This is a genomic window from Desulfobacter latus (genome assembly GCF_013389365.1).
GTDB classification, from domain to species: Bacteria; Desulfobacterota; Desulfobacteria; order Desulfobacterales; family Desulfobacteraceae; genus Desulfobacter; species Desulfobacter latus.
Genome location: NZ_JACADJ010000070.1, coordinates 1 through 21,401, shown reverse-complemented (window position 1 = coordinate 21,401; position 21,401 = coordinate 1). Strand labels below are relative to the sequence as shown.

Here is a 21,401-nt window from a genome sequence, read left to right as displayed (position 1 = left end):
ATGCTCGTAGTGCATCCGACAGGTTAGAACTGAGCTATACGCTTCGAGAGATAGGTGGTTCGCCGCTGACAGTCAATCAACCTGTTTAAGACCAATCTCTATATTTCTCTATGGAGTTGGTAACTATCACAGTTAGCACCAAGTACCGGGATTAAATACCGCCCGGTGTAGCTGCCGGAATCTTTGGCCACATCCTCCGGCGGACCGGCCGCCACAATCCGCCCCCCACCGTTGCCGCCCTCGGGACCAATATCCATAATCCAATCTGCGGTCTTAATCACATCCAGATTATGCTCAATGATCACCACCGTGTTGCCGGCATGGGTGAGGCGCTGGAGCACCTGCAGCAGCATGCGGATGTCCTGGAAGTGCAGCCCGGTGGTGGGCTCGTCCAGAATATAAAGGGTATCCCCGGTGTCCTTTCTGGCCAGCTCCCGGGCCAGTTTGATCCGCTGGGCTTCGCCGCCGGACAGGGTGGTGGCGGCCTGGCCCAGTTTGATATAAGAGAGCCCGACATCCACCAGCGTATCCAGAATCCGGATGATTTTGGGATGGGCGTCAAACAGCTCCCGGGCCTGTATTACGGACAGATCCAGCACATCGGCAATGGCGTGATCCTTATACTTAATCTCCAGGGTAGACTTGTTAAACCGTTTGCCGTGGCACACGTCACAGGGCACAAACACGTCGGCCAGAAAATGCATCTCCACCTTAATGTATCCGTCCCCATGGCAGGCCTCGCACCGGCCGCCCTTGACATTAAAAGAATAGCGTCCTTTTTTATATCCCCTGGCCTGGGATTCGGGCAGCATGGCAAACAGGTCCCGGATGGGGTCAAATAACTTGGTGTATGTGGCGGGATTGCTGCGCGGGGTCCGGCCGATGGGGTTCTGGTCGATGTTGATGACCTTATCGATATGGGACAGCCCGGTGATCTTTTTATGTTTTCCCATGGGTATCTGGGAACCGTGCAGTTTTACCGCCAGGGCCGGATAGAGAATCTGGTTGATCAGGGTGGATTTGCCGGCCCCGGACACGCCGGTGACGGCCGTTAAAAGTCCCACAGGAATTTTGGCGGTGATGTCGGCCAGGTTGTTTTCACATGCCCCGTGGATGGTGAGCCATTTGTTTCCCATGCTTTCAGGCGTTCTCCGTTTTTCAGGCACGGCAATGGTCTCACGGCCGCTTAAAAATTTACCCGTAAGGGAAACCGGGTTTTCCCGAATCTGTTCAGGTGTGCCCTGGGCCACAATTTCACCCCCCAGGTGGCCGGCACCCGGGCCGATGTCCACAATCCAGTCCGAGGCCTCCATGGTCTCCTGGTCATGCTCCACAATGAGCAGGGTGTTGCCGATATCCCGCAGGTGTTTCAGTGTGGACAGCAATTTAATGTTGTCTCTCTGGTGAAGGCCGATGGAAGGCTCGTCCAGAATATAAAGCACCCCGGTCAGTTCAGACCCCACCTGGGAGGCCAGGCGGATGCGCTGGGATTCCCCGCCAGACAGGGTGGGACCGGACCGGTCCAGGGAGAGATAATCCAGGCCGACGTTCACCAGAAACCCCAGTCGATCCCGGATCTCCTTGAGCAGTTCAGCGGCAATGAGCTTCTTGCTGCCGGTCAGTTCAAGGGAAGCGATAAAAGAATAGGCCGCTTTCACGGTCATCTCAGTGACATCGATAATGGATTTGTCATTGATCTTGACATGCAGAACTTCATCCCGCAGCCGCCGCCCGTTACATGTGGGGCAGCCGGCAGCGGTCATAAAATCAGTATAATACTTTTTCTGATGTTCGGACTGGGTATTCATGTACCGGCGCATCAGGGTGTGGACCAAGCCTTCGTGGGTGCGGGAAAAACTGCCCTGGATCTTTGACGAATTCCAGTTCACGGTCATCTGTTTGCTGTCGGAACCGTAAAGCAGCAGATCCCGCTGTTTTTGGGGCAGTTTTTTCCAGGGAATATCGAAATCAATACCCCACTGCTCCTCCATGGCCCGAAGCTGACCTTTGCCCCAGGAATTTTCATTGTTAAACCGCGGCTTCTTAATGAAATAATTTTTCCAGGGGACCACCGCACCCTCACGGATGGAGAGATTGGGATCGGGCACCACTTTATCCGGATCAATGGCCAAAAGGGTGCCGATGCCGTTGCAGTCCGGACACATGCCCAAAGGAGAATTAAAGGAAAAAATCTGGGGCGTAAGTTCGGGGTAGGCAGTACCGCAACAGGAGCGGGCCTCGCTCATTTTCAAGTCTTCCCGGCCCTCCATGTGGACAATAAGTTGCCCTGCACCCAGTTTCAGGGCCGATTCCACGGAATCGGTGAGCCGTTTTTCAAACGCGCCCTGGGACTTCACCACCAGCCGGTCAACGACCACGTCAATGTGGTGTTTTTTGTTCCGGGCCAGGGTCTGGACATTTTCAAGATCCTGGACTACCCCGTCCACCCGGACCCTGGCATAGCCCTCGCGCTTGAGATCGTCAAGGCGCTCCCGGTGCTCACCCTTGCGGTTTTCCACAATGGGCGCCAGAATCAGGATTTTAGAACCCTCAGGCAGATCCATAATCTGGGAGACCATGGCCTGGGCATGGCCCCGGCCCACCTTTTTCCCGCATTTACAGCAATACTGGGTCCCCACCCGGGCAAAGAGCACCCGCAGGTAGTCGTAAATTTCGGTGATGGTTCCCACGGTGGAGCGTGGATTTTTCGACGCCGCCTTCTGTTCAATGGCAATGGTGGGCGAAAGCCCCCGGATGGTTTCGTAGCGCGGTTTTTCCATCTGCCCGATAAACTGCCGGGCATAGGAGGACAACGACTCCACATACCGGCGCTGGCCTTCGGCAAAAATCGTATCAAAGGCCAGGCTGGACTTGCCCGATCCGGACACACCGGTCACCACCACCAGCTTTTTCTTGGGAATTTCTACATCAATATTTTTAAGGTTGTGTTCCTTGGCACCCCGGACAATGATCCGGTCTAGTTCTTTAGACCGGGAATCTTCTGCCAGGGGGTGCAGGGTGGGCGGGCTATCCGCAGTATGATTATCGGCTGTATGGGTTACAGCGGCACCAGTATTTTTCTTCATAGGTCACCAGTTTTATTTTTGGTTTCCCTGAAAACAATAATCACCCGCAATAAAAAGTAAAGTCCGGAGTCTCTACGGCAGATTTAATTTTGACCATGGGCCTGATTTTCAGGCTTTTGTTGCTGACCCACGATGTTGTGATTGAACAATTATTTTTTTTTCATTTGAATATACCAGTCTTGTTTGCCATACAGTTCGTCTGAACATTTTTCACACAGACCATGACTGAATGATGCTTCCGAGTGTTCTTCAATATATGCCTCTAATGTGTTCCAGTAGCCTTTATCATCTCGAATTTTTTTACAACGCGCGCAAATAGGAAGCAAACCACTTAGTTTCCTGACATCTGCCAGCGCTTTTTTCAGGTCGTCTTCCCGGGCTGAAACAGCGCCTGCCATAAAGAGAAAATTTTGTTCCAGATGCCTGAATTCGGATAACCTGCTAATTTCTGCGGATAGATCATAATCACCGCCGGCAACGCGGTCCGTATAATCGGAAAACGCCTTTAATGGAATTTTGATACGGTGATAAATGAAAATAATCACGCCAATAGATATCAGGCAGGCCAGAATCATGGAGATCATGAATATCTTCCGGGCATAGGTGACAGGCGCCATCGCCAGTTCGGCATCCCGGAACGTTACAGTCAGCAGGTCTGCAACCTTCACCTCAGTCATGCTGATGATGGATCGGTTGCCCTGATCGTCAAGCCCCAGCCCGGACGTAAAGGTCCCGTCAAGCCCCTGTCGAACAAAATTAAGATTGGATAGGTTGACACGGTGTTCTGCTTTTCCCGGCTCAGAACAGGCGGCCACATTGGCGTGCCGGTCCAGAACCACGGCCTCGATGCCTACCTCGGCTGTCAGGGTACCCACATGCCGAGAAAGTTCAGTAAGATCCAGATAGCCGACAATCACATACTTGTTGAACAGGCGGCTCACCGTGATGCTTGGAACGGATTCCCTTATATGGATATGGGTACCGGACCAGCAAGGGCCATCCTGTTCCAGCGCATTGATATATCCGGGATGCCTTGATAGATCGTATCCAACGGAACAATAAGGGCCACGGGAACAATAGCGGACTATGCCCTGGCGATCCAGGATCTGTATACTTGAGAATGCCGGAAAAGCGTCAACAACCCTTGCAAGCACGGCATCCATATCCCTGTCGGCTGCCGATTCTTCCTGAACCATATGACCAATGACCTGAATGATCTTGTCAGCTCTAGACAGCACTTCATTGATTTGTGCAGCCAAAGACCTGGCCACAAACAAGTTGTTGAGTTTTACGTCCTCTTTTATGTTGGACTCGATAGCCCTTAGCGAAAAAAAACCGATGCATAAACCCGGGAAAAGAACCAGGAAGATTAAGGCATAGAAAAAAAAACCTTTGATACTGCGACCGAAAAATGAAAGCATAGTTTGCCCTAAAATATTAGCCGTTTAGTCTTGCGGCTTGAACTCGCCCCGCTCTACCTTAAAAATTAGAAAGGGCCTCTTTGCATCACCATATTTATCCATAGGAAAATCCCCGTTTAGAGCGTAAATGATACCCGTTTCCAGGATGGCTTGCTTGATGGATGGTCCGGTAAGCAAAGATGTCTTTTTAAGTCCGGTCTTCAAAGCAATGGCCGCATCATAGCCACGGGCCGCGGCCATGTCAGCCGGCTCATTGAACCGCGCATTAAACCGTTTCTTAAATGCCAGAAGTCTTGGTGCGTCAGCATTGATGTCCAGGGTACCGGCAAACAACGTCCCTTCAGCAGGCTTCCCGCCATTTTCAATAAATTCCTTACGCATTGCCCAGGGAGAAGAGAATAACTGTTTGTTACTGCGCTGCTTATACAGTTCCTGATCAGAAGATAAAAGATTTTTCCAGGGTATATATTGACAATCTCAATCAAGCAGGGCGCCTGTTTTGATATACGCTATAGAGCGAGAAGAACAACCGCCGTCGTCGCCATGACCAGGGACAGGCCAACGCCGACCTTGACGAAATCCTTTGTTTTGTATCCACCGGGACCCATGATCATCAAATTACATTGATGCGCGAACGGGAGAATAAAAGCACAACTGGCGCCATAGGCCACCGCGAGAAATGTTTTACCGACATCGATACCGCTGGATTCTGCTGCAGCATACGCCACCGGCGCCAGGATAACTGCGGCGGCAGCATTGTTCGATGTTGTGCTGAACAGCGCGGAAACGACAAACAGCACCCCCAAAACATAGAACGACCCCAAATTCATTTCCGCCGAGAACAACGTCGCGGCCATGTTACCTGCCACGCCGGTCTGGAACAGTGCGTCACCAAGAGGAATTGTACCGATAATCAGAAGCAGGATTCGAAAATCAATTGCTTTTTTAGCGCCTCGCAGCGAGACACAACCGGTCGCCACCATGAGAAGCGCACTGGCCAGGGCACTGACCGCAAGCGGGACCAATCCGAGAACCGGCGGTAAAAGGGCCACGGCCAGAAGCAGCAGCGCGAGGGGTGCGCGCCGGACATCCTCTTCAGATTGTTGCCGATCCAGAAGCACCAGATCATCACTTTCCTCAAGCTTTCGGAAGTATCGGACCGGGCCGTATACGAGCAGGGCATCGCCAAGTTTCAACGGGGCCGCGCCAACGTTTTTTTCGATAATTTTACCTTTTCTTAAAATGGCAAGCACGGATAGTCCGAACACGCTTCGAAAACTGATGTCGATCAGGGTTCTGTCAAGGAAGGCCGAGTGAGGTGAGATTAAAACCTCAGCCATATTGATCCCCCGTCCTCTCAGACCCTCCAACTCGACCTCAGTTGCAATTTTAATGGGCAATGCGTGTACTTTGGCAAGTTTTTGAACATCTTGGTACCTTCCTTCGATAAAAAGAACATCGTCGGCATTCATCTTAATATCCGGCTGGATGTCTATGAATTGTTTTCTAAACCCCTTTTTGCGGACGATTTGGATAACCTCGATCTGGAATCGCTTTCCAAGGCTCGCCTTTTCAATCGTGCTATCGGCCAACTCAGACCCCGATGGAATGGTCAATTTGAAAAGTTTTTTTTCGGGATTGTACCGTTTTTTCAACCGATCTTGGAAGCTGCCGGCCTTGGGGGTGCTGTCCAGACCACTCTTTCCGAGTAACCGGGTCCCGACCAGAGCCATGTAGACGATGCCGATAACCGAGATGGGAATGCCTAAAACAGCGAACTCAAACATTCCAAGGGATCTCTCTCCGCTGCTAAGGCGTTCAAGCTCACTTCCAAGGATGAGGTTGGGAGTTGTCGAGATCAAGGTAAGCGTGCCGCCGAGAATCGCCGAATACCCCAGGGGCATCATTAATCGAGAAGGGGAAATGTTTGCCCGGCGCGAGAGTACCAAAACAGCCGGCAGAAAAACCGCAACGGTGGCCGCGTTTGACATGATTGCGGAGAGAACGCAGGTCGTGACCATGATCAGCAAAACCAGACGCCACTCTTTTTTGCCACCGAACCGCTCAAGCATTCTCCCCATCAGGGTAGCCACACCGCTCTCCTGAAGCCCGGCCGAAAGCACGAATATGGCCCCGAGGGCAATCACCGCGCTGTTACCGAACCCGCGGAGGGCTGCCTCAGCAGGATTGACGGTCCCGGTGACCGCAAGCACAACCGGGATCGAAAGGGCAGTAGCCTCAAGAGGAATAAGCTTACTGATAAAAAGAACCATGGCCGTCAGCAGCGTAGCTACGGCGATCCAGGCGTGGATATCCAAATTTTATGACCCTCCATGTTATATTTATTCTTTCCCAAATGTATCAGGCCATAGGTCTTTGTTTTTCCGGGTGTGTACAGAGGATTTATCATTATCCCCCCGTAACTTCATCTCTGCGGATAGAAGCTGGTGGCGTTTGCTGAGTGCCCAGCCGTAATTCATCCAGCCCAGGGTCTCCAGCCTGGCCGGGTATCACTTCTTCTGGTCAAAATGAAACAAAAAGTACTTTCCCAGATCGTCAAAATGATTGGTGTCCACGAATTCGCAGCCCAAACAGTTTTCGGAAAATACTTTTCGGATCTTTATCGGTCTGAGAACCTCGGAGCGGCTTCGGTTGTCCAGGGTAAACTTGACCTCAGCCACGGTGTCCTCTTCGATCCGGGCCTTGTCCGTGGTTTTAAACCGGATACCGTTGAGGGACATGTCCGTAATCACACCGCGGTATGCCTTCTGGTTCTGGATAAGTAGCCCTTTAAAAAAAACTTCCTTGCGGACGCCCCGCCGTCTTTCTAAGAACACGCTGAAAGTATGCCCGCACTTGCATTTGTATTTCAACCGAACCCGGGTTTTGTGACCAACGAATTTAGACACATCCTTGGTGTGAAGCTCTCCGCATGATTCACAGGCAAAGGTAGCCGTCATATTCGAGTTTACAAAAACCTTTGGTATTGTCATCCGTTACTATTTCACCCAATTATATATAATTCTTCGTTCAGGCCCAATAGGACTTGAACGAAATAAAACTATACGATAATATAATATGTTTTTCAAGAATCAAAAGGTTGCGCGGCGTATTTGTGTTGACGCCATATCTGCTGGATATTTTCCTCAATAGAGTCTTAATAAGTTGTTTTTTATCAAACTGAGACATTTGACTTATTATGACATAATTTGTTTACATACATGATGTACCGGAAAGCGGTAAGGCCAAGTTGCCCATTATGGCCCAGATTGATAAGGTAGGAGTCATGGGCAAGAATCTGACCGGGCCCGAAACCCAAAGCGCTGCAGGCCTATAATCAGCTTGAACATTTTTTCCAAGGCGGTCCTTGGAAAACAACTGGATTATGGTGTTTAAAAATCTATTCATAAACGAAATGTAATCGGGGTGCTGGACGACGTCAGCACCCCGATTCACGGCGGCGGAGCCGGCGTGAGCGATGCCAAATAAGCGGTTTATCCGTCTTCATTTGGATTGTTGATTTGGGTGCATCAAATTTTGTGGTCCTTTCACTGTTTATAACGGTAAAAATCATTGACAACAAAGAACGGGGACGGCTCATGGCGATATAGTGGATGGAGCCTTCTTTTTTTAAACGATCTGGCGGTGCAACATCTACCAATATAACAACGTCATTCTCAAGACCTTTGAATTGATGAATTTGTGCAAAACTTATTTTCAGGGGTGGGAAACTGCGCATGGCAAATTCATCCAGTACACATATTTGTTCTCTCAATTCAGGAGGTAACAGGCTTGCAGCAGATTCCGGAAAAGGAAGGGGAGATAAAATTGTAATGCTGCCGCTGGGGATATGACCAGACGCCAGAATATGAGATAGTTCTCCGGCAAGAGCTTTTGCTGCATCTTTTCGAGAACAGACCTCATTGTGCCTTACGTCCGGTCCATGGCCGGCGCCCTTAATTCCCATGTCCGCACCGAGTCTTTTTTTTACTTCGCAAATTATATTCAAGGTATTACGGCAATTCGTATTTAACGGAACCAATGCCGGGTCAAGGGTTTCAAGAAATTTTAAAACGCCTTTGTCTGGTTTGTTTACCGAATTGCCTTGATTGTTCAAATCGTGAAAAATACACCACTGACCGTCTTTCAAGCCGCCCTTAAGAAAACAATCCAATTTTTTTAGGTCCGATTGGTGGAAAATGTCTTGGCCCTCGTCCACAATCATGGCATCAAACTGATTGAGCCCAGATCGCCCGGCTTCAAGTTCAAGTGACGAAACAGTTGTCAATGTCAACCCTGGGATGGTAAATCTGGTTTCAAGATATCGTTTCAACCACTTGGAACCACAAGGCATTGCTACCTTTTTCCCAGTATAGGTCCACCGCCGTGCCAGTTCCAAAGCAAGAAAAGTTTTTCCAGTACCTGCCCCACCAGAGCAAAGAACTTTTTTATTTGCTTCAATGACATCAACAAATATCATCTGGTCTTGTGTTAATCTGGTTACCTTTTCACCGACATTGCCGACTTGACTGAACAAGGTTTCCACAGTTTCAAATTCCGGTCTAAGATATTCAGTCAATTCATTTAAAAAATCATTATCCGGACCTCGGGCTGAAGTCTGCCGCTTCCGCCAGTGTGAAAATAAATTGTTCAACCAATTTTCGAGATTGTTGAACGACCGGGAGTCCAGCAAGGTAAAATTATCCCATTCCGCACCATTTTGGTGCCATTCACAATCGGGGAAAAGGATGCCGTATCCGATGGGCAAACGGGATAACCGACTGGTTTCGAATTGAGTTTTTAATTTTGTCATCAGCCCGTGGAGGGCAGACTGGGCCTGTTTGAAAGGCCCTTCAACCGAACGAGTTTCAACCCCGTACCGGTCTGTGTACGTCCAGACACCTTTCCGGCAGCTGATCTTGCCGCCTTTAACCTCAAGAACAAGGAGCCCCGGCCTACCGCATATCAAAAAGTCAATTTCTCCAAACCGTTTACGCCTGTGGTCTGTCAGGTTCAAGGAGTGATAGGCGGTCATCGGTCCATCTTCCGGATCGTTAATGATGTTCTTCAGGCGGTCGAATACCCTTTTTTCCGCCATGCTGCCGGTTCCATGAGGAGATGCCGGGATCATTCTCATTTGGTGTTGTCCAGAATCTTTCTGACCTCATCATTGATTCGGCCGGTGATGGTCTTTTGGGATAATTCTTTATAAAGATGCTTTAAAAATAGTGGACGATCCACCTTGTGGGTTACCCCTTTTTCCATACCATCCAGAACGATTTGAAGACCTGCTCTGTTTGATGTAAAGGTATAGTCTCCATGACCTAAGTTGATTACAGTTTGAATGCAGTCCCATTTTTTAAATTTTGCCAGGATCAATGCGGCTTTTTTTTGTTTTGCGGTCCATTTATCCTCATGGGGCTTAAACAGATCACGAAATATAGCCGGTGGTTCAGGTTGCAGACCCAAATCCAGGGATGTGCCGGAGGTCTTGTGGGCTAATGCCGCCATACGGTGAACAATCGAATTCTGCAATTGCGGCGTTCCCCTTAAATCCCCCTCTATGGAGATCCACCCGTCTCTGGCACCAAATAGGACTGCAGCGCTGATCAAATCGTTATGGTTCAATTTGTCGTGGTTGAATTCCAGCAGTTCCCTTAAGTCTTTTCTCAAAAAAAAGAGAATCACCGCTCTTGAAAAAGGTTTGGAATGAAGGTCAAGCAATTCGGAAATGGTATAATCCGAGCTTCCGCCTAAATCAGAAAGCTCTTGTACAAGTTTTTTAATCGCCTGTTTGGCTTTTTCATTATCTGCTACTTCCTGCCATGTATCGACAACATGATTTAAAAAGGACAGGACAACATCTTTTGAATTTTTGGGATATGCATCTTTTGCAATAGCGTTTACCGTACCCCAGAACATCTTATGCGGCAGACGATTGCCTGCGGCATGACCGGGAAGCTCATCGGGCCATGACCAGAGAGGGAAAATCAGGGAGTCCAGTTCGGCGTCCGCCGAATGGGTAGGCAGTTCAAAAGCGGATCGGAAAGCGACTGCCTGGAGTTCAGCCCGGTCTGCCATTGCGTAGAGAGCGGCCAAAACGCCGCCTGCAGCCAAGGCGGTGTCAATGTCAGCCTGCACCTTGTGGACAATACTCTGGGCTTTTGTCCACGGAAACGGATCAGATGCATTAAAAATGTCTTCCGGTTTTGTCTTTTTGTTTTTTTTAAAAATGTCTTTTTTTACCTTTGTCATAAACAGGCTGGGATCGATATTGTTAAAATCTTGAGCCCCTTCCTTGAATTTCATCATATCTGATCTGGAGTTGAAGTGAATGGTTTTCAACCATGAGATCGGAATCGGTGCAGGGAAGATGACTGCTCCTTCATCGCCGGAAAGCTCAAAGGGGAAAGTGACATTCTGCCGGATGGTTCCAAATCCGTCAATTGTATTGACAGGGCCTTTTAAACTTTTCATGCTGACCTGGGCAACACAGGGAATCAGGTGAGCAGCTTCCTGGACACTCATGTCGACGGCCCCTTCGGGGATCTTGTTGGCGAAAAATACCAGGTTGCCCGGAAATTTGGACAGAATGTCTGTATAGTATTTTTTCCCGAACCCGTTATCAGGTAGAAACATACCAGCGCCCATCATATAATACAGGTTCAGATGATTCGTCACAAAATACCAGTCAATCGGCGTTGGATCCTCAATGACTGAATCAGATAATAAATTAGGCCTTATGTTCATATACGCCTCATGGATAGTGTTTAAGCAGATTAAAATTTTGGGGTAAAATTGCATCGACAGGAGAAGATCCCTTGGCAGACCTTAGCAAGGTGAGGTTCTCCCTGGCCCGGGCTGTCATCACATAAAAAAGGCGTTTCAATGAAACCGTATCCTCACGATAGCACCGGTGGGCGTCAATATCGGCCAGGAATGCATGGTCAAACTCAAGGCCTTTGCAGGCCTGGGCATTGATCACCATAATACCGCCTTCATGAAATTTTACCTCGGAACGATTTTCCGAACAATAGGTCCTGATATCAATGGAATCATTGTCCAGTTCAAGTCTGCCTGAAAGGGTTTGCAGGGCATTGAAAAAACGGTTTCGAACCTCATTATTGGGTGCAATCACACCAATAAGTTTTGAAGGTTCTCTATCCGAAAGTTTCAAGATCCGTTTTATCATATGGCTGAACTGGTTATCATAGTAAGTAAAAAGAATTGGGACGCGTAAATTCGCGCCTGTGCCTGAAGGGGAGATCACTTTGGGGCTTGATGTTTCCCCTGTATAAAATTCTCCTGCAAGATTGGCGATGGCGGTGGTGTTTCTAAAGTTGTGTTTTAATTCAACCACCATTTGGGGCTCGATGGCCAGTTGAAGTTCAATGTCCCTGCGACTGCTGTTCTTGCCGGCTACGATCTGCTGATTTTGATCCGCCACAACAAAAAAATGTTCGAAACCAAGACCTGCCAGAGTCTTATAAAAGTCTGGCGGCATATCCTGGCCTTCGTCAATAATCAGATAATCATCTTTTGGCGAGGGGGCTTTTTCCAGGTTTCGCATAATGTCGTGGACTGTTTCCCAATCAATATCCCGCCAAGATGAACCTGGTATAATCTGTATTCGGGGAACCTCGTTTTTTGTTATCTCCTTAAATATCTTGAAAAACCAGCTCATCCACTGTTGGCAGTGAATGTCGCTTCCGCCAAGATGGCAGCTTGCCTCATGGAGCAACCGGTTAAAGACCAGAAAGACATGGGACTCTTTGGCCTTGGCATGCCGCCTCGCCCTGAGGAGGGCAAGGACGGATTTTCCGGTACCAGGTCCTCCGATAACAAGATGCTGCCCTTTTTTTGGCAGGGCTCTGGCAGCCTCCTGTTCTTTACTGAGGTCCTGGATACCGGGCAGTTCAAACAAACGACCGGCCATCGTCTCCTCCCTTTACCAGCCCTCTGTCCAGAAGGGTGTTTCCATAAGCGCAACTGGGCTCTGGGATCAGAACACAGGCATGGCAGGCTGCACGGTTCAAAAGATTGGGGCCTTGTCCCTCATGTTCGGAACAGACCGGATCAAGTGAACACCATTGGGCATGATCAAATACCTTGCACATCAACCTTAAAAATCTTTTGGGCTCAGCCAGTTCACAAAGTCCGCCGAGTGAACCTTCCACATCCGGGACGGCAACGTAAATAAGGATACCTGCCATGGCGTTTTCCCCTGGTTTGCTGTATATCCTTTCTTTCAAGGAGGCTGCCGGATATCCTGCCTGGGCTTCAAGCTGCCGTATCAAAAGATGGGAAATGGTATGGAGCAGAATAAATCTGGGAGAAACAATCACGTCAGGATCGAATTTGATGCCTGATCTTTCGAAGCGTTTTTTCAACGGTTGAATTCTGGCGACCACCCGGGGTAGTTGTTCCCAGCGGTTTAAAAACGCCTCGTTAAGCCTGAAAAAAATACCGTCCCCGTATAATTCCAGGGCCGGGAGCCAGTCTGCCTCGCCAATGATGTCCGGTGGAACAAGGGTGCCGCCCAGCCGTTGAAACCCCTTTAAAACAAGAATTTCCTTTAATCGGGTGACTGCAGTGACCTGGTCCAGAACAGCTCTAATCCGCCAGGGTTGTGAATCTTTTTCAAGGTCCATTTTTTCCAGACTGTCTGTATAGTGACGCGTGACAAAATCCTCATCATCAAACAAATCCGGAATGGTGTCTATTAATGCCTGGTATTCCTTTTCCAAAAGAAGGCCGGGAGTCAGGTGCTGGCCATAAGAAGGATATCCACGATCAATATCCTCAATGGCCCTTTTAACATCCGATGTTTTGCAGCGAAATTCATCGGCCAGCCGCCATAACATGCTTTTTTTTTGCAGCGGGTTCAGACGGCTATCAATTTCTTTGCGAATTCTGGAATTTGTATATAACCGGTCTACCAGGCTGCCTCTGCGTATCCGGGATTCAGGCGGAATAATAAGAGCAGTCATGGTTTGCGGGCTGTGAACGCGGGTGTCGTTGACCGTCAGCACCTGGGCCGGCTCGTTGTGGTGTTCCAGCTCCTGGCAATGTTCTCCTACACTTTCGGCAAGCCAGGGCTGCCGTCGCAATTTCCCGTACATATTCCTGATGCCGGTATGAAATGGCGCGCGGGCATCGCATCGTTCGCAAATCAGCTCATATTTTGATCCCGGAAGTTCAACCAGCCTGAGATATGCCGTATTCCAATCCGGCCGGCATTGTTTCTGATCCTGGGTGGCGGCATTGGCATGGGCCAGGCGATGCCAGGGAACATCTGCCATATGCCCGTCCGCATGGACAAAAACCCACGGCACCTGCTCAAGTTCCGTATGTTTATCGCATCCGGTGCATTGCCAACTGCTTTGAGGGTTGTCTCGCCAGGGCCGGCAGTACAGCCTGCCGCAACGGGGATTAGGGCAACGCATCCAGGACGGGAAACGCAGTGCAGGGATACAGATGCCGTCTGCAGTCCCGTTTTCAAGCTCACTTGCGATTGGCGGCTCCCTCAGTTCCTGTGCAATGCCGAGGGCACTGCGCACTTGGTCCACATAAGGTATCAGGCGGGCCGCAGTCCGGCCGTTGCGGTCGGTCCAAGACCGGATATCTTTGGGGGTCATCAGATATTCCGGACCGCGTATGACTGACCCTACAGTGCAATATCGCAGTATATGTGACAAACGTATGGGAATATGGGTATGAAGCATGGCTATAATGGTTTGAGCAATGCCGTGTGCTCGACATTGCGCATGGAATTAAGGGTTGGCCACAGCCCTTTGATTTTATCATCATGGGCATAAATCAAGCGGTTTGTGTTGTTAATATTTTGAGGTGCGGAATAATCCAGCTGGCGTTTTACGGATCGGCAGTGGGCTGCTTCACTTTGCCATTCCTGTGAAAGCCGGTCGATGTGGCGTTTAATCTCATTTGCCCTCTCCTTGTCCGCAAATGAACACCTTAGTTTGAGCGTTTCAATGATCTTGCAGATGGCCGGGTTTTCCGGGTCAAACGCCTGAGCACAATTGTTTTTCAACAAAGACGGGCAGCCATGGCGCACGGCAATGACAAGAGCAGCATGGAGTGCCCGTCTTCTTGCCTGAAATGTAAAGGGGGTAATGCTGGTCGGCTCCACAAATCGATAGAAGGATTCATGGAAGGCTCTGAAATTCTCGTAATGGGACAGGCTTCTTGCCTGATCCCTGTAAAAATTGGTGAAAACAATCCCCGGCACCTGACTTCTGCCGACCCGACTGCTGGCCTGGATATATTCACCAGTTGTCAGGGGCTGACCATTGACGATCATCAGTGCCAGCCTGGAAACATCGAGCCCCACTGAAATCATATTAGTAGCCAAGGCTGCATCAAGGCATAGCTCGTCAGTTCTTGGGCGTTCAAGCCGTGCAAAGGTTTCGGCATTCTCCTGGGCAGTGGATACACTGGTCAGCTGGGATATTTGTTTCGGTGTCCGGTCAATCTTGAATCCTAAGGCTGCCGCCTCATCTTTCAGCCGTTTAAAATGACGGGGAATATCTACATTAAAAAGATTATGACTGTTTCCCACTCCTTTCAGGCTGCCGTGGTATATCATTAATGTCCACCATGCCTCCAGCAGCGCATCCTGATCTATGTGCCCGTTTTCAAACAGGACCTCAGGTGCGGCCATAAGGGTTGAAGCTAACGGAGCCATACACTGCCGCCGGTTGAGCGCTGGCGCCAGATACCCCAGATAAAGCCTGCCGGGCCTTACATCAAGGGGGATGGTGCGAGCAAAATAGGAGTCATCGCAGTCAAGCCCTGGAGGCGGGAATACGGAAACGGGTTTACCATAAAGCCGCTTCACCTGCTCTTCAGCCATTCGGATGGTTGCTGTGGACGCAATATATTTAGGACGTATCCCCAAATGAATCAAAACGGTGTCCAAGCCTGCTTCATAAAGGCCGGCAATGGATCCCAACGCACCTGATATCAGGTGGAGTTCATCTTGAATCACCAGTTCCGGAGGACGGTTCACCCCCTTCCCGAAAAAAGAGTTTGTCCGCTCTTCCCAGGCCAGCCTGGCAAACTTGTCAATGGTTGCAATTAAAAATGTCGGAGGCTGGGCATAAAGCGCTTCATCCACTACCTGGCAGGGAATTATTCCTGATTCATTACCCCCAAAATCACAGGCAGGGTTGGTGCAAAAGAAATGGAATTTCGAAGGGGACGCGTGAAAATTATCAGGGGCTTTGAACGGTTTGAGACACCAAGGGCAAGCATCCAAGACCAGTTTGCCGGGTGGATCTCCTTTGCCCCGGGATGCTTTGACTATCAGCTCGTGGGCTTGTTTATAAGTGTTCGGGCTTGTGGCCTGGCCTACCCACATGCCTATGGTGATAGGCTCTTTGCCAAGTTCCGGATGATTTTGCCGGATCAGTTCCAATGCACAGACCAACCGTGTGGCGCGCTGGTACTGCTGGGATGTCAAAAGGCGCAGGGTATACCTCATCAGCACGCTGGTACCGCCGCCAGATGCAGGATTTGTCAAACGCCGCCAGGCAATAACAAAGGCGGTAAGTCCTAAATAGGCCTCGGTTTTTCCACCACCTGTGGGAAACCAGATCAGATCCACCCTGTCCCGGTCCATGGAATCTTCATTTACTGCAGATTCTAGAGTCGTCAGGATGAAAGCCAGTTGAAAAGGCCGCCATTTATAGGAATCGGCTCCTTTTTCATTTTTTAAGACTTTATCATGTTGCATCATCTGGCTTAACATGGCCCTGTTCGCGATTTCAAAGGCTTGTGCAATACAGGAGTTATTAGCGATCATGGCCACCCCTGTTTTCATACGCTTCAATGCCTTGCCCATACGCAGAACGATCCTTTGGGCTGCATCTTTTTCCTTTAAAGAAAAATCTGAAAGTTCCTGTTCTCGGGCCTTTATCCATTTACCGTATTGGTCGACAAAATGGATTAGCTCTCTGGTGACGTTTTTTAAATTTTTCCGGCAGCAGGCCAAAGCTTCAAGGCATAAGATATCCCCGTCGGTTTCACTGACATCGGCTGTCACATGAGGGACTTCAACTGAAGGTATAAATTCGGTCCTGATTTCATTTACACGTTTTCCCTTGAGGGTCCAGTTCACGGCCCCCCCATGGCCTATGGCGTAAATGTGATGATGTCTGTATTGCAGGTCAAGCTCCTGCTCTTCGGCGCTGAGCAGTTGCGGATCGACCCTGGGATAAGTTCCCACTTCGCCTTTATCTAAAGTACAGGAGAGCGCGGCCTCGAACAATGAGGAATGGTTTTTGGCATCAATCCATTCTTCAGCAGTTCCGTCAATTGAAACCAGGGCTGAATTACACAGCGTAATGGTGACAAGCCAGCCGTCTGCATAGGGGCGGCCGAGAACGTCAATCACGGCATTATTTTCAAGAACGGCCTGCCTGAATTTTAAAGTCTTTTCATCAGGCAGGTTTCCATTTTTGGCCTGAGAGAGCACGATAGCGTTCAAGTCAAAGTTAAGTAAATTTCCTTCTTTTTCTGCAAGTGGAATGCGGTTCCAGCTCTGGGTGACATAGCGCCCCTTTTCTCCTTGTTTCTTTTCTCTCTCATATCGGACAGCAGAATATTGAATTTGAAAACGGATCTGTTCACCGTGAACGAAAAATGAAAATCCGACAGAAGAGGGCGGCATATACCGATAACGCTTTTCAGATGGCTTGGCAGCGCCTTTCTTTTCTTCTTCAGCCTCATCATCTTCTTTGGACAATAAGAAATTGGCTTCATAGCCGGGATCAATGCCTTCCCCCCCTTTGATAACTGGAAAAAGTATCCCTGTTGTATAGCGATCAAGAGGGGGGATACCATGTAAAGGATCGTCTTGATTAAAGGCGGGGCCGATTAGCTGAGACTTGACCCAATTGATATATGTTTTCCGAAATTTAGAATAGTCTATTTTAATCATATCCATTAACAACCCAGATCCAAGTTATACTTCAACCATTCCACATACCTCATTTTTTACTCGATGGCATGTATTTTTAGAAATTTTGCTGGGTGTCCTGGTGAACCGAAAAACTCACCGGCGGCAATGGAGCGCAGCGGAATTGCCGTCCGGTGCAGCGCTTGGTTGGCCAATTTCTTCAAGCTTTTTTTTTGCCGGGCGTACTTGATAAAGTTCCTGTTCTTCCCTGACGCAGAGTTGCTTTTCCGTGTGAATCAATTTTTCGAATTTTAATTCAGACTTATTAAGCAAATTTTGGCTTTCAGCCTTAAGGTAACGCGCAGCCATACGGCAATAATCAGAGTCTATTTCAATGCCAATACTGTTACGCCCACATTTTAATGCAGCAACCATGCTAGTTCCAGAACCACAGAAAGGGTCAAGGACAGTATCTTCAACGAAAGAAAACATTCTTATTAATCTATTTGCTAATTCCAATGGATAAGGTGCTGGATGATTTTTAAGAGATGTACCTGGCAAGTTCCAAATTTGCTGGAACCAACGATTAAAATCTGATTTGCTTATCATGCTTTTTTCACGTTGTTTCTTCGTAGGTTTCCTATACCCTCCTGGTTTTCTTTGCATAAGAATAAATTCAATATCATTCTTTATTATTGCATTCGGTTCATAGGGTTTGCCAAGAAACTTTGATCCATTGGTAACCTCATATGATGCATTCGCTATTTTATGCCAAATTATGGGATTTAGGTTGTCAAAACCGATTTTTCTACAAAGTACACAAATGTCTGAATGAAGTGGAAAAACAAGGTGCCTACCAAATTTTCGCCTGGAAACACAAACATCCCCAACCACACAAACAAGCCTACCGCCTGGAACTAAAATCCGAAACACATGTTCCCATACCCTTTTTATTTCGTTCAAAAAGAATTCATAATCCTCGATGTGGCCTAATTGATTTGGATTGTCGTTGTATTTTTTTAAATTCCAGTAAGGCGGAGACGTAAGAACAAGATGAACAGATTCATCTGGTAAAAACGAAAGGTCTCTTGCATCGCCATTGATTAATCTGTGAATTGTTGTATTTTGCACTATGAAATAAATCCTCCAACATGTGCTATTATTGCCTGTGCAAAATTTTTAACAGATAATTCTTCAGAAGGAGTTGTAGATATCCCTTCTGGGCCATCAGTGCGATTTGAAGTTATGAAAGCCGACGCTGTATAGTGTCTCTCTAATACAAGTTTTCTACAGAAAATCTCATATCGTTTCATATACGAAGCACCTTTAAATTCTGGGAATACATGGAAATGAGGTTCTCTGACACGAACTGGTTTTGTTGATGCTTGACAGTCTTCAAGCATAAAGAAATATCCCAAAAAAGGTTGTGGACTTGCATGAAATGCTCCCTCTCTATATGCAGTCCATAAATCAAGAGCACTGCCCATTGCCTCTTCAGTCCGATTATTGAAGTTGTTACCAAATGAAGGGCCTACTTGTGATTTTGCTTCAATTGCAGCAATAAGTCTTCCATCCTTTACAACGAGAAGGTCCCATTCCTTTGTCGGTCGGAAATATCCAGGCAGTTCAAGTGCGCCTTTTCTTTGAATAAAATCGGCACCTAAGCCTGTAGAAAGAATAAGTCGTGCAAAAAGCTCTATAAAACCAACCATTTGAGCACCGCCGGTTACAGCGCCGCGAAGGCCATAATCGACTTTCCCACTCCCCTTTTGTTTTTCTTGTTGTGAAAGTCTTGTGTTCCAGTAATGGGATACTGCGGCTCCTATCATTTCTTCAAGATTTTCAGGTATTTTTAAAGTCATAACTATTCAACCCTATCATTATTATTATATTTGGCAAACATAAATTATTCAATCCGGCCAACAAAGTGATCTGTGGTTTCTGTTTATCTTCCGTATTCACTTATCTAACGGGATAACATCCGAAAAGTAAGAATAACCAGATCTGCATAAATGTTTCAAAAATAAATCATGGATGATTAACATCATCTGGAAAAGCTTGCAAAGTTTTTTTAATTGCCAAATAGTTGATTGAATAAGTACTTATGGTATTTGATCAGACTATTTAAAATTCAGAACCTCTCTGAGCCTGTTTGATAATTGATGAATCGGCTGCAATTCCATGAAATTTCGCTTCGATCCCCTAATTATCAAACAGGCTCTCAGCAATAACAAATCAAGTATACAGGGTCACAGTATTTTTCACGCTGGCCTTACATGCGATTGTCCTTTATCCACACTGCAAGCTCGCTTAGCGCAACGGATTCCATCAAATACGGCTGGCTGTGTTTGAATGTCAGATCCTGAATTTGAGCCAGCAGATCGGTGAGGGGCCATGCGTGCAAAGGCACCCGAGATGCTTCATATCTGTCCGACACATACCCCCACATATGCTGCAGGGCATTTTTTAATCCGTCCTGGGATGGCGGCGTTCTCAAGGTTTCCACCAAAAAACGGGCCAGTCCGCTGAAATCATCCCGGGGGCTCATGCGGGCCACATCTGCACCGATTTTTTTGTACAAGGACACATTCCGGGCCATAACGGCGTATTTGTGCTGACGCCATATCTGCTGGGCATTATGGAACTTAAGGCTTGATCAGCGATTTTAACAGGGAGATTTCTTTGGCCCATATGTTATTGTCCGGTGTTTCCAGAATCATGGGAATATTGTCCAGGCGTTTGTCTTCCATGATGTGCCGGAAAGCGGCAAGGCCAAGTTGTCCCTTTCCAATGCTTTCATGCCGGTCTACCCTGGAGTTAATCTGCTTTTTGGTATCGTTCAGGTGCATGCCCTTTAATTTTTCAAAGCCGATCATTGCGTCAAACAGGTCCCAGGTTTTTTCATACCCTTCCTGGGAGACAAAGTCATAACCGGCAGCAAAGGCGTGGCAGGTGTCGATACACACCCCGATGCGGGAGTGGTCTGCCACCTTATCGATAATGGCCTTTATCTGTTCAAAGGCAAATCCCACATTGCTTCCCTGGCCTGCGGTATTTTCAATCACGGCGATAACGTCCGGGACCTTGTGAAGGGCAAGGTTAATGGATTCGGCAATGGTTGCCAGGCAGTCATCCATGCTGATCTTTTTTAAGGTTGACCCCGGATGGAAATTAAGCATGGCAATACCAAGCTGATGACATCGCTGCATTTCATCGATGAACCCAAGTCTGGATTTTTCCAAGGCGGCTTGTTCCGGATGACCCAGGTTGATGAGGTAGGAGTCGTGGGCAAGAATTTGACCGGGCCCGAAACCCAAAGCACTGCAGTTGGCTTTAAACTCATTGATGTTTTTGTCTGATAAGGGCTTGGCCTGCCACTGCCGCTGATTTTTTGTAAAAAGTGCAAAACAGGATGCGCCGATTTTCTGGGCATTGACCGGCGCGTTTTCAACGCCGCCTGCAGCACTCACATGGGCGCCTATATATTTCATAAAATGCGGCAAGGAACCCCCTGAGTCTTTAGCGCAGGGGAGGAATTGCCGCCCTCCTTATAATAATTTAGTAGTCCAGGTACCGGACCTTAGCACGTCGTATTGTAGGAATAGCCGTCAGATGCGTGAAGCAGTCTGCAGTATTTCCAGTTAATGCCCTGTACTGTTTTGTCCACTGTTTTAATGTTAAACGATCCGCTTTTTCTGACAGCGACACGTCCGATGTACGTTCCAACCTTTTTGCCGGAAGTGACAACCGCCTTGACAATGTCGCCCGTCTGAAATCCTTTGATTTTTTTTTCAGTTGACTTTGCTGTTGTCCGGGGGAATCCGAACTTGTTTACCCTGCACATCTGCCTTGAGCCATGACCGTCTGCCTTTACAATCAACACGGCCTTATCGATCTGAAAAATCTTTTCAGGTGTGCTTTTCCCGACACAGGCGGCATCGAGCCAATGCGTTTTGTGAAGTCCCCTGGTCGTCC

General features: G+C 48.2%; 15 protein-coding genes. All 15 read right to left on the bottom strand.

Features of this window, described 5'->3' with window-relative positions; all coding sequences use genetic code 11:
* Window positions 1-98: 98 nt before the first annotated feature.
* A complete protein-coding gene (gene uvrA, locus HXW94_RS15465) occupies window positions 99-3,086 on the bottom strand; it encodes an excinuclease ABC subunit UvrA (protein WP_178367799.1) in 2,988 nt (995 codons plus the stop codon).
* A 149-nt stretch (window positions 3,087-3,235) separates the two neighbouring features.
* Window positions 3,236-4,507, bottom strand: coding sequence for a methyl-accepting chemotaxis protein (locus tag HXW94_RS15460; RefSeq protein ID WP_178367798.1), 1,272 nt, complete (start codon window positions 4,505-4,507; stop codon window positions 3,236-3,238).
* 24 nt (window positions 4,508-4,531) lie between these two features.
* Window positions 4,532-4,888, bottom strand: a complete 357-nt coding sequence (locus HXW94_RS15455) for an ABC transporter substrate-binding protein (RefSeq protein ID WP_178367797.1) — start codon at window positions 4,886-4,888, stop codon at window positions 4,532-4,534.
* Between the two features lie 128 nt (window positions 4,889-5,016).
* A complete protein-coding gene (locus HXW94_RS15450) occupies window positions 5,017-6,825 on the bottom strand; it encodes an SLC13 family permease (RefSeq protein ID WP_178367796.1) in 1,809 nt (602 codons plus the stop codon).
* A 192-nt stretch (window positions 6,826-7,017) separates the two neighbouring features.
* The gene (locus HXW94_RS15445; RefSeq protein ID WP_178367795.1) at window positions 7,018-7,500 is read right to left on the bottom strand and encodes a PilZ domain-containing protein; all 483 of its coding nucleotides are present in this window, start codon (window positions 7,498-7,500) and stop codon (window positions 7,018-7,020) included.
* A 446-nt stretch (window positions 7,501-7,946) separates the two neighbouring features.
* Entirely contained in the window at window positions 7,947-9,644 is a 1,698-nt protein-coding gene (locus tag HXW94_RS15440) for a nuclease-related domain-containing DEAD/DEAH box helicase (protein ID WP_178367794.1), read from the bottom strand.
* Window positions 9,641-11,257, bottom strand: a complete 1,617-nt coding sequence (locus tag HXW94_RS15435) for a hypothetical protein (protein WP_178367793.1) — start codon at window positions 11,255-11,257, stop codon at window positions 9,641-9,643. Before HXW94_RS15435 ends, HXW94_RS15440 begins: the two co-directional genes overlap by 4 nt.
* Window positions 11,258-11,264: 7 nt before the next feature.
* Window positions 11,265-12,443, bottom strand: coding sequence for an AAA family ATPase (locus tag HXW94_RS15430; protein ID WP_178367792.1), 1,179 nt, complete (start codon window positions 12,441-12,443; stop codon window positions 11,265-11,267).
* On the bottom strand, window positions 12,424-14,232 hold the full coding sequence (drmB, locus tag HXW94_RS15425; RefSeq protein ID WP_218576756.1) for a DUF1998 domain-containing protein: 1,809 nt from the start codon (window positions 14,230-14,232) through the stop codon (window positions 12,424-12,426). Before drmB ends, HXW94_RS15430 begins: the two co-directional genes overlap by 20 nt.
* A 2-nt stretch (window positions 14,233-14,234) precedes the next feature.
* A complete protein-coding gene (locus HXW94_RS15420; protein ID WP_218576755.1) occupies window positions 14,235-17,474 on the bottom strand; it encodes a helicase-related protein in 3,240 nt (1,079 codons plus the stop codon).
* A 108-nt stretch (window positions 17,475-17,582) separates the two neighbouring features.
* Entirely contained in the window at window positions 17,583-18,557 is a 975-nt protein-coding gene (locus HXW94_RS15415; protein WP_178367789.1) for a DNA methyltransferase, read from the bottom strand.
* A complete protein-coding gene (locus tag HXW94_RS15410) occupies window positions 18,557-19,288 on the bottom strand; it encodes a PaeR7I family type II restriction endonuclease (protein WP_178367788.1) in 732 nt (243 codons plus the stop codon). Before HXW94_RS15410 ends, HXW94_RS15415 begins: the two co-directional genes overlap by 1 nt.
* A 410-nt stretch (window positions 19,289-19,698) precedes the next feature.
* Window positions 19,699-20,025 (bottom strand): DUF1722 domain-containing protein, encoded by a 327-nt coding sequence (locus HXW94_RS15405; RefSeq protein WP_281357851.1) that lies wholly within the window; start codon window positions 20,023-20,025, stop codon window positions 19,699-19,701.
* Between the two features lie 46 nt (window positions 20,026-20,071).
* On the bottom strand, window positions 20,072-20,917 hold the full coding sequence (gene nfo, locus HXW94_RS15400) for a deoxyribonuclease IV (RefSeq protein ID WP_178367800.1): 846 nt from the start codon (window positions 20,915-20,917) through the stop codon (window positions 20,072-20,074).
* Between the two features lie 89 nt (window positions 20,918-21,006).
* Window positions 21,007-21,401 (bottom strand): hypothetical protein (locus HXW94_RS15395; RefSeq protein WP_218576754.1); only part of this gene is annotated, 395 nt, incomplete at its 5' end.